15 protein-coding genes are annotated in these 14762 nt (G+C 72.4%); 2 read left to right on the top strand and 13 right to left on the bottom strand.

The window, feature by feature from the left end:
* Positions 1-752: 752 nt before the first annotated feature.
* From scpB to JOD95_RS15795, 9 genes are all read right to left on the bottom strand, one after another.
* Complete coding sequence (gene scpB, locus JOD95_RS15755; protein ID WP_209686035.1) at positions 753-1439, bottom strand: SMC-Scp complex subunit ScpB; 687 nt, start codon at positions 1437-1439, stop codon at positions 753-755.
* The gene (locus JOD95_RS15760) at positions 1429-2325 is read right to left on the bottom strand and encodes a ScpA family protein (RefSeq protein ID WP_209686037.1); all 897 of its coding nucleotides are present in this window, start codon (positions 2323-2325) and stop codon (positions 1429-1431) included. Before JOD95_RS15760 ends, scpB begins: the two co-directional genes overlap by 11 nt.
* Positions 2309-3187 (bottom strand): ParA family protein, encoded by an 879-nt coding sequence (locus JOD95_RS15765; protein WP_066653324.1) that lies wholly within the window; start codon positions 3185-3187, stop codon positions 2309-2311. Before JOD95_RS15765 ends, JOD95_RS15760 begins: the two co-directional genes overlap by 17 nt.
* A 110-nt stretch (positions 3188-3297) precedes the next feature.
* A complete protein-coding gene (locus JOD95_RS15770; protein WP_209686039.1) occupies positions 3298-4131 on the bottom strand; it encodes an SseB family protein in 834 nt (277 codons plus the stop codon).
* Between the two features lie 5 nt (positions 4132-4136).
* Positions 4137-4883, bottom strand: a complete 747-nt coding sequence (gene priA / locus JOD95_RS15775; protein WP_066653322.1) for a bifunctional 1-(5-phosphoribosyl)-5-((5-phosphoribosylamino)methylideneamino)imidazole-4-carboxamide isomerase/phosphoribosylanthranilate isomerase PriA — start codon at positions 4881-4883, stop codon at positions 4137-4139.
* A 109-nt stretch (positions 4884-4992) separates the two neighbouring features.
* Positions 4993-5628 (bottom strand): imidazole glycerol phosphate synthase subunit HisH, encoded by a 636-nt coding sequence (gene hisH / locus JOD95_RS15780; RefSeq protein ID WP_066653320.1) that lies wholly within the window; start codon positions 5626-5628, stop codon positions 4993-4995.
* Complete coding sequence (gene hisB / locus JOD95_RS15785; protein ID WP_066653318.1) at positions 5625-6227, bottom strand: imidazoleglycerol-phosphate dehydratase HisB; 603 nt, start codon at positions 6225-6227, stop codon at positions 5625-5627. The genes hisH and hisB overlap by 4 nt, the downstream gene beginning before the upstream one ends.
* Positions 6224-7348 carry a histidinol-phosphate transaminase gene (locus JOD95_RS15790; RefSeq protein WP_209686041.1) on the bottom strand — a complete coding sequence of 375 codons (1125 nt, stop codon included), beginning with the start codon at positions 7346-7348 and terminating at the stop codon, positions 6224-6226. Before JOD95_RS15790 ends, hisB begins: the two co-directional genes overlap by 4 nt.
* Positions 7349-7446: 98 nt before the next feature.
* Entirely contained in the window at positions 7447-7821 is a 375-nt protein-coding gene (locus JOD95_RS15795; RefSeq protein ID WP_066653310.1) for a LysM peptidoglycan-binding domain-containing protein, read from the bottom strand.
* Positions 7822-8056: 235 nt separating this feature from the next.
* On the opposite strand from JOD95_RS15795, the gene lexA reads away from it, so the two are divergent.
* Complete coding sequence (lexA, locus tag JOD95_RS15800) at positions 8057-8701, top strand: transcriptional repressor LexA (protein ID WP_066653301.1); 645 nt, start codon at positions 8057-8059, stop codon at positions 8699-8701.
* Positions 8702-8896: 195 nt separating this feature from the next.
* On the opposite strand, the gene hflX is transcribed toward lexA, so the two are convergent.
* Positions 8897-10435, bottom strand: a complete 1539-nt coding sequence (gene hflX / locus JOD95_RS15805; protein WP_209686043.1) for a GTPase HflX — start codon at positions 10433-10435, stop codon at positions 8897-8899.
* 61 nt (positions 10436-10496) lie between these two features.
* Here hflX and JOD95_RS15810 point away from each other — a divergent pair, with 61 nt between their 5' ends.
* On the top strand, positions 10497-11111 hold the full coding sequence (locus JOD95_RS15810) for a class I SAM-dependent methyltransferase (RefSeq protein ID WP_209686045.1): 615 nt from the start codon (positions 10497-10499) through the stop codon (positions 11109-11111).
* Between the two features lie 291 nt (positions 11112-11402).
* Here the strand turns inward: JOD95_RS15810 and dapF are convergent, their stop codons facing one another.
* From dapF to miaB, 3 genes are read right to left on the bottom strand one after another with little or no spacing between them, the layout of a single operon-like run.
* Entirely contained in the window at positions 11403-12293 is an 891-nt protein-coding gene (gene dapF / locus JOD95_RS15815) for a diaminopimelate epimerase (RefSeq protein ID WP_066653297.1), read from the bottom strand.
* A complete protein-coding gene (gene miaA / locus JOD95_RS15820) occupies positions 12290-13258 on the bottom strand; it encodes a tRNA (adenosine(37)-N6)-dimethylallyltransferase MiaA (RefSeq protein ID WP_209686047.1) in 969 nt (322 codons plus the stop codon). Before miaA ends, dapF begins: the two co-directional genes overlap by 4 nt.
* Positions 13245-14738 (bottom strand): tRNA (N6-isopentenyl adenosine(37)-C2)-methylthiotransferase MiaB, encoded by a 1494-nt coding sequence (miaB, locus tag JOD95_RS15825; RefSeq protein WP_209686049.1) that lies wholly within the window; start codon positions 14736-14738, stop codon positions 13245-13247. The genes miaA and miaB overlap by 14 nt, the downstream gene beginning before the upstream one ends.
* Positions 14739-14762 lie beyond the last annotated feature (24 nt).

Consider the following 14762-nt stretch of genomic DNA (forward strand, 5'->3'; position numbering starts at 1 on the left):
CGCGGTACCCACCGCGCTCGCCACCGGACCGGTCGTCACGGCCGCGGTACCCACCGCGCTCGCCACCGGACCGGTCGTCACGGCCGCGGTACCCGCCGGAGCGGTCGTCTTCGCGACGGACGAACCCGCCGCGGTCGTTGCTGCGCTGGTCGGTGTCGCGGCTCACGAACCGTCCGCGGTCACCACCGGATCGCTCGTCCCTGCCGCGGTACCCGCCACGGTCAGCACCGGAACGGTCGTCGCGCCCGCGGTACCCACCACGCTCACCACCCGAACGGTCATCGCGCCCGCGGTAGCCGCCCTGGTCCGAGCCGCCGCGGTACCCACCACGCTCGCCACCCGAACGGTCATCGCGCCCGCGGTACCCGCCCTGGTCCGAGCCGCCGCGGTACCCACCACGCTCGCCACCCTGCCGGTCGTCACGCCCGCGGTACCCGCCCTGGTCCGAGCCGCCGCGGTACCCACCACGCTCGCCACCCGAACGGTCGTCACGCCCGCGGTACCCGCCACGGTCACCACCGGCCCGGTCGTCGCGCCCGCGGTGGCCGCCGCGGTCGCCACCCGTCGGACGCTCCTCGCGTCCGCGGTACCCGCCACGGTCCTCACCGGACCGGCCGTCCGCACGGCCGGGACCAGCGGCGCGGTCGCGCCCCGCGCCTCCAGACCGACCCGAGCCGGAGCGGTCGGAACCGCGACCGTACCCGCCGGAGCGTCCGTCGGATCCCCCTCGGGACCCACCTCGTCGTTCGTCCTCAAACGCGGCCATCGGGGATCCCTTCGTTGTGCCCGAAACCGTCCGCGCCGTCCTCCAGCAGAGGCGAGACCAGCGGCAGTTCGTCGAGCGAGTTGATGCCGAGCTGCTGGAGCAGCAGGTCGGACGTGACGTAGTTGACGGCCCCGGTCTCGGCGTCGGTGAACGACTCCTCGATGAGCCCCCGGGCGACGAGCGTGCGGACGACACCGTCGACGTTCACCGCTCGGATCGAGGCGATCTGCGACCGGGTGATCGGCTGCTTGTAGGCGACGACCGCGAGGGTCTCGAGCGCGGCCTGCGACAGTCTTGCCGGCCGCTCGGCCTCGACGAACTGCTCGACGACGTCGTCGAGCTCGCGCCGCACGTAGAAGCGCCAGCCGCCGCCGACCTCGCGGAGCTCGAAGCCGCGACGGACGGTGCCGTCGACACCGTCGAAGTCGGCGACGAGCCGCTCGATCGCCTGTCGGACGGCGGGCACCGGCGCGCCCACCGCGGCACCGAGCGACACGAGCGACTGGGGCTCGTCGGCGATCATCAGGATGGCCTCGAGCTGCCGGTCGACCGGCAGGTCCGGGTGCGGGGTGTGCTGGGCGTGCAGTTCCTGCTCGACCGCGCGGGCCTCGGCGACCTCGTCCGCTCCCCCGGGCTCGGCACTCGACGCGGCGGCACGTGTGTCATCCGTCATAGTCGGCTCCCAGGTTCGCGAGGCTCTCGTCGGACCAGTCCTCGGCGGTCCAGCGGAGTGTCAGCTCCCCCAGCGGTTCGAACTGCTCGAACGAGATCGACGCGTTCCGGTACAGCTCCAGGATCGCCAGGAAGCGAGCCACAACGATACCCGTCTCCGAGACGCCGGCCACCAGCTCACGGAACGACACGTCCTCGTCGCCGCGGGTCCGGAGGATCGACACGACGATCGCGGCCTGCTCCCGGATGCTCACGAGCGGGGCGTGCAGGTGGTCCAACCCCACGGTCGGGATCTCCCGCGGTGCGAAGGCCAGCGTCGCGATCGCGGCGAAGTCCTGCACCGACAGCGTCCAGACGAGCTCCGGCGTGCGGGCGCGGAACCGTTCCTCGAGGCGGACCTTGCGGACGTGCCGGCGGGACTCCTGCTGCCACCGTGCCCCGAACCACTCCGCGGCCTGCTTGAACGCCCGGTACTGCAGGAGACGTGCGAAGAGCAGGTCGCGGGCCTCCAGCAACGCCACGTCCTCGGCGTCGACGAGCTCACCCTGCGGGAGCAGCCCGGCGATCTTCAGGTCGAGCAGGGTGGCCGCGACCACGAGGAACTCACTGGCCTCGTCGAGCTCGTCGGCGGACTCGGCCTGGCGGACGTACTGGATGAACTCGCCGGTGACGGCGCCGAGGGAGACGTCGGTGATGTCGAGCTCGTGCTTCGTGATCAGCGAGAGCAGCAGGTCGAAGGGGCCGTCGAAGTTGCGCAGTCGGACCCGGAAGCCCGGGGCGGTCGTGGTGCCCGCGGGCGCGCCGTCGACGGCGCCGCCGTCGGCGCTGCGGTCGGCCGGCGTCGTCGGGTCGGCCGACGACCTCGGTGGGTCAGGCGACGGCGCCACGCTCGACGAGCTCCCTGGCGAGCGCCCGGTACGCGTGCGCCGCGGCGTGCTCCGGCGCCGTCTGCGTGATCGGTCGCGCCGAGACCGTCGCGTCCGGGAACTTCACCGTCCGGCTGATGACCGTGTCGAGCACGTGGTCGTCGAAGGTCTCGACCACGCGCTCCATGACCTCGCGCGAGTGCAGCGTCCGCGAGTCGTACATGGTCGCGAGGATGCCGTCGAGCCGCAGCGCCGGGTTGAGCCGGTCACGCACCTTGTCGATCGTCTCGATGAGCAGCGCCACGCCACGCAGCGCGAAGAACTCGCACTCGAGCGGGATGAGCACACCGTGTGCTGCCGTCAGGGCGTTGACCGTCAGCAGGCCGAGGGACGGCTGGCAGTCGACCAGGATCAGGTCGTAGTCGTTCGACACCTTGCGGAGGACGCTCGCCAGGATCTGCTCGCGGGCGACCTCGTTGACGAGGTGGACCTCGGCGGCGGACAGGTCGATGTTCGCGGGGATGACGTCGAGCATCGGCACGTTCGTCTGGCGGATGACCTCGCGCGGGTCCTTCACGGAACCCATCAGCAGGTCGTAGACCGTGGGCACGTCGTGGGTGCGGACCCCGAGGCCGGCGGACAGGGCGCCCTGCGGGTCGAAGTCGACGGCGAGGACCCTGCGGCCGTACTCGGCGAGCGCGGCGCCGAGGTTGATCGACGTCGTGGTCTTGCCGACGCCGCCCTTCTGGTTGCAGAGCGCGATGATGCGAGCCGGGCCGTGGCCGTCGAGCGGCGCGGGCACCGGGAACTGCCGGACGGGCCGACCGGTGGGGCCGACCGGGGTCTGCTCGGAGCCGGGGGTGGTCGTCGGGTTCGTGCTCACCCGGTCATCGTACCGGCGTGGCGCCAGCGGCCCCGGTCGCACCGCCGCACGGGCCGCAGCGGGCGGGACGGCGCCGGGCCGTGCCTCCCGGCCGCACGGTCGGTCCTGCGTCAGGCGGGTCGCAGCGCCACGCGCATGCTGTCCACCCGGTCCGCGATCACGGCGTCCGCCGTCCACCGCTGCTGCAGCCGGCCGACGAGCGCCTGGACGGCAGCCTGGTCGAGCCCCGGGTGCAGCGCCAGCCCGACCGTCAGCTCGGCACCGGCGAAGCGTCCGAGCGGGTCGCCCGGCGACAGCTCGACGCGTGCGACGGCGGACTCGTCGACGACGGAGGCGGCGAAGGCCTGCCCGACCTCGGCGTCCTCGAAGCACGGCGTCCACGGCAGGTCCTGCCCGATCGCCCACACGGCGGGTCGACGGAGCACGAACTCGGTCGGCGCGGTCGGGTCCAGCACGACGAGCTGCGTCTCCTCGCTCGCCGCAGCCATCGCCACCCGGCGTGCGTCCGCGGGGACCGGTCGGGCGGTGGCGTCCCAGGACCGCATCGCCTCGGCGGACGTGAACGCCGGCATGACGCTGCGCCCGTCGGGGCCGGCGACGGTGACGATCGACAGCTCCTGGGTCTTGTCGACGAGCTTCCCGTCGGGGGTGTGCCCGACGTCACCGGCCTCGGCCACGAGCGGGATGAGCAGTCGTGCGCCACGCAGGGCCTCGACGACCTCGCGCTGCGACCCGCCCTGCTGCAGGGCGGTGATCGCGGCGACGAGCGCCGGGTCCGCCAGGCCGTCGTCGTCGGCGTAGACGTCGTCGTGGGCGTCGAAGGTCCGTCCCGCCCACGGGTTCCCCGCCGAGTCCGCGGCACCGCCCGGGGTGTGGGTGCCGTCGTGCGCGCCCGACGCCGGTGCCTCGGGCCCGGTGCCGCGACCGTTCGAGATGCCCGCCACGGTGCCTACTCCGAGGCGATGTCGAGGGCGGCCGGCAGCGTGAAGGCGCCGGAGTACAGCGCCTTGCCGATGATGGCGCCCTCGAGACCGTGCGGCACCAGCTCGCGCAGCGCTCGGAGGTCCTCGAGCGTCGAGATGCCGCCCGAGGCCACCACGGGCTGGTCGGTGCGGTCGCAGACCTCGCGCAGGAGCTCGACGTTCGGCCCCTGCAGCGTGCCGTCCTTCGTGACGTCGGTCACCACGTAGCGGGCGCACCCGGCGGCCTCGAGCCGGTCGAGCACCTCCCACAGGTCCCCGGCGTCCTCGGTCCAGCCGCGGCTCGCCAGCGTGGTTCCGCGGACGTCGAGTCCGACGGCGATCTGCTCGCCGTACTCGCCGATGACGCGCGCAGCCCACTCGGGCTTCTCGAGCGCCGCGGTGCCGAGGTTGACGCGCGCAGCACCGGTCGCGAGCGCCGCCTCGAGCGAGGCGTCGTCGCGGATCCCGCCGGAGAGCTCGACCGAGACGCCCTCGACCTCGCGGATCGCCTTCGCGATGACCGCCCGGTTGTCACCGCGCCCGAACGCCGCGTCGAGGTCGACGAGGTGGATCCACTCCGCACCCTGGTCGCGCCAGGTGCGGGCCGCGGCGACGGGGTCGCCGTACGAGGTCTCGCTGCCGGCCTCGCCCTGCGTGAGGCGGACGGCCTGGCCGTCGACGACGTCGACGGCGGGCAGCAGGACGAGGGGCGGGGTCGAGGTGAGGTCGGTCATGGTCCTGTCGGTTCTCGGTGGGGTGTGGTGCGGCCGCCCCGGTGGATGCCACGGCCGGGAGGCGCGGCTCGCGTCCGTCAGGCGGTCGTGCGCCCGGTGGACGGCCGGGTCAGAGCGAGTCGACCCAGTTGCGGAGCAGCCGGATGCCCGGCTCCCCCGACTTCTCCGGGTGGAACTGCGTGGCCGTCAGTGGGCCGTTCTCCACGGCGGCGACGAACCGCTGCCCGTGCTCGGCCCAGGTCAGGCGCGGCGCACGGAACGGGCCGTAGGCGTCGAGCGGGAAGTCCGTCACGCCGTACGAGTGGACGAAGTAGAACCGTTCGTCGTGCAGGCCGTCGAAGAGCACGGAGTCCTCGGGGGCCTCGACCGTGTTCCAGCCCATGTGCGGCAGGACCTCGGCACGGATCTCCTCGACCGTGCCCGGCCACTGGCCGAGCCCCTCGACGTCCGCACCGCGCTCGACCCCGCGGGCGAACATGACCTGCATGCCGACGCAGATGCCGAGCACCGGTCGCCCGCCGGCCAGACGGTGGTCGACGATCTCGCCGCCGCGGACGCCCTCGAGCTGGTCGACGACGGCGGCGAACGCGCCGACACCCGGCACGAGCAGACCGTCGGCGCGGAGCGCGGCCTGCTTGTCGGCGGTCAGGGTGACGTCGGCGCCGGCGCGCTCGAGCGCCTTGGCAGCCGAGTGGACGTTGCCCGATCCGTAGTCGAGGACGACGACGTTCGGCTTCGCGGTCACAGCTTCCCCTTCGTGGACGGGATGCCGTCGACCCGCGGATCGAGCTCGACGGCGCGGCGCAGCGCGCGCGCGAAGGCCTTGAACTCGGCCTCGGCGATGTGGTGCGGGTCGCGGCCACCGAGCACACGGACGTGCACCGTGATGCCGGCGTTGAACGTGATCGCCTCGAACACGTGGCGCACCATCGAACCGGTGAAGTGCCCACCGATCCGGTGGAACTCGAACCCCTCGGGCTCACCGGAGTGCACGAGGAAGGGACGACCGGAGACGTCCACCACGGCCTGGGCCAGGGCTTCGTCGAGCGGGACGAGCGCGTCGCCGTAACGGCCGATGCCGGCACGGTCGCCGAGGGCCTGCTTCAGGGCCTGCCCGAGCACGATGCCCGTGTCCTCGACCGTGTGGTGCACGTCGATGTCGGTGTCGCCCGTCGAGCGCACGCGGAGGTCGATGAGCGAGTGCTTGCTGAACGCCGTCAGCATGTGGTCGAAGAAGGGCACGCTCGTCGAGACGTCGGACGAACCGGTGCCGTCCAGGTCGAGCGAGAGCTCGATGCTCGACTCGCTCGTGCTCCGGCTGATCGAGGCGGTGCGGGCGGTCATGCGTCAACCCTAACCGGCGGCTGGGCGGCGGCCACGCGGCGCATGCCCTCGAGGAACGCGGTGGTCTCCTCCTCCGTCCCCGCACTCACGCGCAAGTGGTTCGGGATGCCGAGGTCGCGCACGATGACGTCCTGGTCGAGCAGGGCCTCGAACGCCGCGTTCGGGTCGGCGACCCCGCCGAACAGGACGAAGTTCGACCAGGTCTCGTACGTGCGGTACCCCATCGCCCGGAGCTCCGTGACCATCCGGTCACGCTGCTGCTTGATGTCGTCGACCATCGCCAGCATCGCCGGGGCGTGCCGGAGCGCGGCCACCGCCGCCGCCTGCGTCAGCGCGGACAGGTGGTAGGGCAGCCGCACCAGGCGGAGCGCGTCGACCACGGCGGGGTCGGCCGCCAGGTACCCCACGCGGGCTCCGGCGAAGGCGAAGGCCTTGCTCATCGTGCGGGAGACCACGAGCCGCGGACGGCCGGGCAGCAGCGTGACGGCGCTCGGGGCGTCCGAGGGCATGAACTCGGCGTAGGCCTCGTCCACCATCACGATGCCGTCCGTCGCGTCGTAGGCCGCGCGGATCGTCTCGATGTCGAGCGGGGTGCCCGTCGGGTTGTTCGGGCCGCACAGGAACACGATGTCGGGTCGGTACTCCCGGATGGCCGCGACGACCGTCTCCGGCGCGATGCGGAACTCGTCGTCGCGCTGCGCGGGGATCCAGCGCGTGCCGGTGCCGGACGCGAGGATCGAGTGCATCGAGTACGTGGGCGGGAACCCGAGCACCGACCGGCCCGGGCCACCGAACGCCTGCAGGAGCTGCTGCAGGACCTCGTTCGACCCGTTCGCCGCCCACAGGTGCGCAGGGGTGAGCTGCTGCCCGGCGGAGAGTCCACCGTTCAGGTAGCCCGCAAGGGACTCCCGGAGCTCGGTGAACTCGCGGTCGGGGTAGCGGTTCACGGTCGCCAGGGCCTGCCGGATCGAGGCGACGATGTCCTCAGCGACGGCCTCCGGTACGGGATGCGTGTTCTCGTTGACGTTGAGCTGGACGCGCACGTGCTTCTGCGGAGCCCCGTACGGGCTCTGCCCACGGAGGTCGTCACGGATCGGGAGGTCTTCGAGCGTGGTGTCCACCGACCCATCGTAGGCCGGGACCCCCGACGGCGACCGGCCGTCCGGACGGTGGTCAGGCGAGCGCCGACCGGACGGTCGTCAGGCGAGCGCCGACCGGATCAGTTGCCCGCGGTGTACTTGACCGGGATCGCGATCTGCTCGCCGGCCTGCAGCGTCGAACCGTCGAGGGCGTTGAGGCTCACGACGTCCTGCACGAAGTCGCGGGGGTCGGCCTGCGGGGCGGTCTCCTCTGCCAGCTGCCACAGGGTCTCACCCGGCTGCACGGTGACCGTCTCGAAGTGCACGGGAGCACCGGCACGCGAGGAGTCGCCGGCAGAGGCCTGTCCACCGTTCAGCACGGAGAGGGCGACGACGAGGAAGACCGGGAGGGCCGCGACGGTCGTCAGGACGATGCGGCCGCGGCGCGTGATGCGCAGGCGGGTGCGGACGGCGGGCGTCGCGGTGCGCTGGTCAGCGATGGCGATGGTGCTCATGTCGTTCTTGCCTTCCCGTTCGGAGGAACCGAAGTCGTGTACCGAACATAGTTTCGAATGCAACCTCGCACAAGTCCCAGGAAGAGATCTGTGCGCGATTTTCTGCCGACACGCTCGAACAGGTGTTTGTCCGGCCCGGAGCGGTCGGATACTGTTTCGATCGACTGGGACGAGTCAAGCGGGGACCACTGACATTCCTGCCCGACCGCCCGGCACCGACGAAGGGCGAGACGACGTGGCGGACGAACTGCGGGTCCAGAAGCCGTTGACGGCGAAGCAGCAGGCGATCCTCGACGCGATCCGCGCGTCGATCGCCAGCCGGGGCTACCCGCCGAGCATGCGGGAGATCGGCGACGCCGCCGGCCTCTCCTCGCTCTCGAGCGTCTCCCACCAGCTCGGCCAGCTCGAGCTCGGCGGCTGGATCCGTCGTGACCCGAACCGTCCGCGCGCGCTCGAGGTCCTGGTCGACGAGCCGACCCCCGACGTCGAGACGCCCGATGTCGACGCCACGACGCTGGTCCCGCTCGTCGGTCGGATCGCCGCCGGTGTGCCGATCACGGCCGAGCAGCACGTCGACGAGATCGTCCCGCTCCCCCGGCAGCTGGTGGGCACGGGTGACCTCTTCATGCTCAAGGTCGTCGGCGAGTCGATGATCGACGCAGCGATCTGCGACGGCGACTGGGTGGTCGTCCGGTCGCAGCAGACCGCGGACAACGGGGACATCGTCGCCGCGATGCTCGACGAGGAAGCAACCGTCAAGGTCTTCCGCCAGCGCGACGGCCACACGTGGCTGCTCCCGCGCAACTCCGCGTTCGAACCGATCCTCGGCGACGCGGCCACCGTCCTCGGCAAGGTCGTGGCGGTCTTGCGCTCGATCTGACGCCGGAACAACGCGGAGCAGCCCGCGCCACGGAATCCCGTGGCGCGGGCTGCTCCGCGTTGTGCGAAGTCACGCCGCACCGTCCGACGGCGCGACGTGAGCAGGCGACCGCACCATACCACCCAGGGGCCGGACCGGCGCGCCGGAGCCGGCCCGTGCCTCCCGGCCGGGGGTGTGGCGCGACCGCCTGCGGGACTACGCCGTCGCGACCGGCGTGACCACGTACGGGTCGAGCTCCGCGACCTGGCGCTGGAAGACGCGCACCCGCAGGCGGGTGCCGTCCTCGACGTAGTCGGTCGTCTCGACCGATCCCGCGTCGTGCAGCGACGACACCAGGTCGCCACGGTCGTACGGGATCACCACCGTCAACTCGACGTCCGGTTCTGGCAGCCGTGCCTCGATCGCGGCGAGGAGCTCGGGCACGCCCTCGCCAGTGCGGGCGGAGACGAACACCGCGTCCGGCACGAGTCCGACCAGCACGAGTCGCTGCGCCTCGTCGATGAGGTCCGCCTTGTTGAACGCGACCACCTCGGGGATGTCCCGCGCTCCGACGTCACCCATGACGTCGCGGACCGTCGCGAGCTGCGCGGCGGGGTCGGGGTGCGACCCGTCGACCACGTGCACGATGACGTCGGCCTCGCCGACCTCCTCGAGCGTGGAGCGGAAGGCCTCGACCAGCTGGTGCGGCAGGTTCCGCACGAAGCCCACCGTGTCGACGAACGTGAACTCGCGGCCGGCGCTGCTCTCGGTCCGGCGCACCGTGGCGTCGAGGGTCGCGAACAGCTGGTTCTGCACCAGGACACCCGCGCTCGTCAGGCGGTTCAGGAGCGAGGACTTGCCGGCGTTGGTGTACCCGGCGATCGCGACGCTCGGCACCTCGTTGCGGTGCCGGTCGGCGCGCTTGGCCTCCCGGGCCGGTCGGAAGCCCGCGATCTGACGGCGGAGCTTCGACATCCGCGTGTTGATGCGCCGGCGGTCGAGCTCGATCTTCGTCTCACCCGGACCACGGGAGCCCATGCCGGCACCGCCGGAGACCTGGCCACCGGCCTGGCGGGACATCGACTCACCCCAGCCGCGCAGACGCGGCAGCAGGTACTGCAGCTGGGCCAGCTCGACCTGGGCCTTGCCCTCGCGCGTGGTGGCGTGCTGGCTGAAGATGTCGAGGATCACGGCGGTCCGGTCGATCACCTTCACCTTCACGACGTCCTCGAGCGCTCGGCGCTGGGAGGGGGCGAGCTCCGTGTCCGCGACGACCGTGTCGGCGCCGGTCGCCTTGACGACCATGGCGAGCTCCTCGGCCTTGCCCTTGCCGAGGTAGGTCGCCGGGTCGGGGTTGGGCCGGCGCTGCAGGAGCCCGTCGAGGACCACGGCACCGGCGGTCTCGGCCAGGGCGGCGAGCTCGCGGAGGGAGTTCTCGGCGTCCTGGGCGTCGCCCTGGGGGTACACGCCGATCAGGACGACCCGCTCGAGCCGGAGCTGCCGGTACTCGACCTCGGTGACGTCCTCGAGCTCGGTGGAGAGCCCGGTGACGCGCCGCAGGGCGGCGCGGTCCTCGCGCTCGTACTGGTCGCCGTCGCCGGACCAGCCGTGCTCGTCGACCGATCGTGTCTGGATGGCCTGGGCCGGAGCGAAGATCGCCGACGTGGCCCGGGTCTCGGCATTGCGGAGGACGCGTTCCACGACACCCTCGGCGCTGTCGTCGGATCGTCCGTCGTTCATGGTGGTTTCCGTCATCTTCTCCACAGGGTACCGCCGCCACGCCCGGGACACACGGGCTCGCCGGTACGGTTCTTCCATGGCGAACGAGCACTACTTCTCCGCGAACCCCTCGTCGGAGGCCCGTGAGCGACAGGTGCACGTCACGCTCGCCGGACGGTCGCTCACGCTGTCCACCGCCGCGGGCGTGTTCAGCCCGGACGGTGTCGACCGCGGCACCAGGGTGCTGCTCGGCTCCGTGCCGCCGCCCGCGCCCGAGGGCGACCTGCTCGACATCGGCTGCGGGTGGGGGCCGATCGCGATCACGATGGCGCTCGAGTCGCCGGACGCCCGGGTCTGGGGCGTGGACGTCAACGAGCGGGTCCTCGGTCTCGCGCAGCGCAACGCCGTCGCAGCCGGGGTGTCGAACGTCACCGTCGGGCTGCCGGACGAGCTCCCGGCGGACCTGCGCTTCCGCACGATCTGGTCCAACCCGCCGATCCGGGTGGGCAAGGACGAACTGCACGCCATCCTGCTGACGTGGCTGCCCCGGCTCGAGGTCGGCGGGGACGCCTGGCTGGTGGTGTCGAAGGACCTCGGCGGGGACTCCCTGCAGCGGTGGCTCGGGGACGCACTCGGGGACGGGTTCGCGGTGTCGCGGGCCACGACCGACAAGGGCTTCCGCGTGATCCGGGTCCGCCGGACCGCCGAGTAGCCCGGGGCAGGGCGCAGGCGGCGGGTCGGGCTGCGCTGGGCTGCGCCCGTACCCGCACGAGACGCCGGCGTCGACGCGAGACGCATCCGGACAGCCGAGACGCCGCAGAGATCGACGGCGTCTCGCACGCATGACGGCGTCTCGAGGACACGCCGGTGTCTCGCGAGCACGCCGGCGCGTCGTCTGCACCTCGCCGTCCCACTGGCACGACGGCGTCCCGCTCGCGCCGGCACGGCGGCAGCGCGGTACCGCGGCACCGCGGCACCGCGGCACCGCGCCACCGCGGCAGCGTCAGACGGTCAGGTCCCCGGAGAACACGAGCTCCGCCGGACCGGCCAGCGCGACGTGCTCGCCGTCCTCCGCCGCGAACATCCGCACGGTGACGACCCCGCCCGGCACCCGCACCCGCCAGGTGTCCGGCGCGGAGGGCCCCGCCCAGTACCGCGTCGCGAGGGCGGCCGCGACCGCACCGGTGCCGCAGGACAGCGTCTCGCCGCTCCCCCGTTCGTGCACGCGCATGGTGATCTCCCCCACGCCGTCCTTGACGAGGGGGTCACCGGGCAGCACGAACTCGACGTTCGCGCCCGCTGCGGGCGCCGGGTCGAGGACGGGGACGTACGTCAGGTCGACCTCGGCGAGCTCGTCCTCGGTCGCCACGGCCACGACGACGTGCGGGTTGCCGACGTCGATGCCGAGTCCGGGTCGTGCACCGTCGAGCTCCTTCGCCCGCACGGTGACGTCGTTCGCCCCGCCGCCCTCGATGCCGAGGCCCCAGCGCCCGAGGTCGGCCGAGAAGCCGTTCGTGGTGCGCTGGACGTCGACGAGCCCCTTGCGGCTGCCGACCGTGAGCGTCTCCCCCGGCGCGAGGTCGACGAGCCCGGACTCGGTCAGGTACCGCGCGAAGACGCGGATGCCGTTCCCGCACATCTCGGCGACCGAGCCGTCGGCGTTGTGGTAGTCCATGAACCAGGTGGCGGCGGGTTCGACGGCGACGAGCGTGCGCCCCTCGGGGATCGCCTCCGACCGGACCGCCCGGATGACACCGTCGGCGCCCACGCCGAAGCGGCGGTCGGCGATGGCCCGGATGCGCTCGGGGGTCAGGTCGACCGTTGCGTCGGGGTCGGCGAACAGGACGAAGTCGTTGCCCGTCCCCTGGCCCTTCGTGAAGTGCAGCTCGGTCACGGCACGATCCTACGGGCCACCGCCTGCAGCCCCGCGACGTCGGCGCCGCTGACGTCGACCACCTCGGCGTCGTACCGCTTGAACCAGGACACCTGTCGCCTGGCGTACTTGCGGGTCGCGACGGCCGTCGCCTCCACCGCCTCGGCCGTCGTCGCTCGGCCGTGCAGGACGTCGAGCGCCTGGGAGTACCCGATCGCCGCGCGCGCCGTGCGTCCCTGCTCCAACCCCTCCGCGCGGAGCGTCTCCACCTCGTCGACGAGGCCGTCGGCGAACATCCGCTCGGCCCTCGCGTGCAGGGACGCGACGAGCCCGCTGCGCTCGCGGTGCAGGTGCAGCACCCGAGCCGGTCGCCATGCGCGGGGCGCGGCCGGGAGGCGCGGGGTCACGACCTCGGACCGGCTCGCGATCTCCACGGCCCGGATGAGCCGCCGAGGGTTGCGGGAGTCGACGTCGGCTGCCGCGGCCGGGTCCAGGGCGCGCAGGCGCGCGAGGAGGGCGTTCGGCCCGTGCTCGGCGTGCTCGCGCTCGAGCTCGGCGCGGAGCTCCGGGTCGGTGCCGGGGAAGGCGAGGTCGAACAGCACCGCCGACACGTAGAGCCCGCTGCCGCCGACGAGCACCGCGGTGCCGCCGTCCGCCGTGATCCGTTCGACGTCCGCACGGGCGCCGCGTTGGTAGGCCGCGACGCTCGCCTCGTCGGTCACCGCGAGCACGTCGAGCTGGTGGTGCGGGATGCCCCGCCGCTCCGCGACCGACAGCTTGGCGGTGCCGACGTCCATGCCGCGGTAGAGCTGCATGGCGTCGGCGTTCACGACCTCCGCGGGACGGCCGCTCGCCCGCAGCCGTTCCGCGACGGCGAGGGCGACCTCGGACTTGCCGGTGCCGGTCGCACCGACGACCGCGGTCAGGTCGGGGGTACCGTCGTGGCGCGGTCCGACCGCCGCGAGCGGCCGGTCAGCGTCCGACACGGAGGCTCGGCAGCCCGAGCGAGACCGGACGGGGCCCGGCGCCCGGGGCGGACGGGGTCGGCACACCGCAGCTCTCGGCCTGCGCACGGTCCCAGGCGTCACCGGCACGGGTCCGACGGATCCGCAGGGGGCCCTCGTTGTCGGCGATCAGGAAGTGCGGGGCTGCGCGCGTGATCTCGACGGTGACGACGTCGCCGGGACGCGGGACGGCGGAGCCCTGCGGCACGGCGAAGTGCACGAGGCGGGAGTCCTCGGCACGGCCGGACAGGCGGTGCGTGGTCTCGTCCTTCTTGCCCTCGCCGGTGGCGACGAGCACCTCGACGCTCCGACCGACCTGCTTCGCGTGCTCCTCGGCGGTGATGCGGTCCTGCAGCGCGATGAGCCGGTCGTAGCGTTCCTGCACGACCTCCTTCGGCAGCTGGTTCGGCATCGTCGCCGCCGGCGTGCCCGGACGGATCGAGTACTGGAACGTGAAGGCCGAGGCGAACCTCGACTGCTCCACGACGCGCAGGGTGTCCTCGAAGTCCTCGTCGGTCTCACCGGGGAACCCCACGATGATGTCGGTGGAGATCGCTGCGTCCGGGATCTTCGCCCGCACGCGGTCGAGGATGCCGAGGAACCGTTCACTCCGGTAGCTCCGACGCATGGCCTTGAGCACCCGGTCCGATCCGGACTGCAGCGGCATGTGCAGCTGGGGCATGACGTTCGGGGTCTCGGCCATCGCGTCGATCACGTCGTCGGTGAACGCGGCCGGGTGCGGGCTCGTGAACCGCACGCGCTCGAGGCCGTCGATCTGACCGGCGGCCCGGAGCAGCTTGCCGAACGCTTGACGGTCGCCGAACTCCACGCCGTAGGAGTTGACGTTCTGCCCGAGCAGCGTCACCTCGATGGCTCCGTCGTCGACGAGCGCCTGGATCTCGGCGAGCACGTCGCCCGGACGACGGTCCTTCTCCTTGCCACGGAGCGACGGGACGATGCAGAAGGTGCAGGTGTTGTTGCAGCCGACGGAGATCGACACCCAGCCGCTGTGCGTGGAGTCGCGCTTGGTCGGCAGCGTCGACGGGAACACGTCGAGCGCTTCGAGGATCTCGATCTGCGCCTCGTCGTTGTGCCGGGCCCGCTCGAGCAGGGTCGGCAGCGACCCCATGTTGTGCGTGCCGAAGACGACGTCGACCCAGGGCGCCTTCTCGAGGATGACGTTCTTGTCCTTCTGCGCCAGGCACCCGCCGACGGCGATCTGCATGCCGGGGTGCGTGCGCTTGATACCCGCGAGCTGCCCGAGGTTGCCGTAGAGACGGTTGTCCGCGTTCTCGCGCACGGCGCAGGTGTTGATGACGACCACGTCAGCCTGCTCGCCGTCCGACGCCACGTACCCGGCCGCCTGCAGCGACCCGCTCAGGCGCTCCGAGTCGTGGACGTTCATCTGGCACCCGTGGGTGCGGACCTCGTAGGTTCTGGGGCGGGCTTCGACGGTGGCCATGATCGTCCCAGTGTAGGTCGACCG

Source organism: Curtobacterium sp. 1310, assembly GCF_017834105.1.
Taxonomy (GTDB): domain Bacteria; phylum Actinomycetota; class Actinomycetes; order Actinomycetales; family Microbacteriaceae; genus Curtobacterium.

Bases quoted from the DNA above. Each gene is read 5' to 3' on its own strand.
- scpB (WP_209686035.1), bottom strand. From the start codon at position 1,439: ATGACGGATGACACACGTGCCGCCGCGTCGAGTGCCGAGCCCGGGGGA.
- priA (WP_066653322.1), bottom strand. From the start codon at position 4,883: ATGACCGACCTCACCTCGACCCCGCCCCTCGTCCTGCTGCCCGCCGTC.
- hisB (WP_066653318.1), bottom strand. From the start codon at position 6,227: ATGACCGCCCGCACCGCCTCGATCAGCCGGAGCACGAGCGAGTCGAGC.
- JOD95_RS15795 (WP_066653310.1), bottom strand. From the start codon at position 7,821: ATGAGCACCATCGCCATCGCTGACCAGCGCACCGCGACGCCCGCCGTC.
- hflX (WP_209686043.1), bottom strand. From the start codon at position 10,435: ATGACGGAAACCACCATGAACGACGGACGATCCGACGACAGCGCCGAG.
- JOD95_RS15810 (WP_209686045.1), top strand. From the start codon at position 10,497: ATGGCGAACGAGCACTACTTCTCCGCGAACCCCTCGTCGGAGGCCCGT.
- miaB (WP_209686049.1), bottom strand. From the start codon at position 14,738: ATGGCCACCGTCGAAGCCCGCCCCAGAACCTACGAGGTCCGCACCCAC.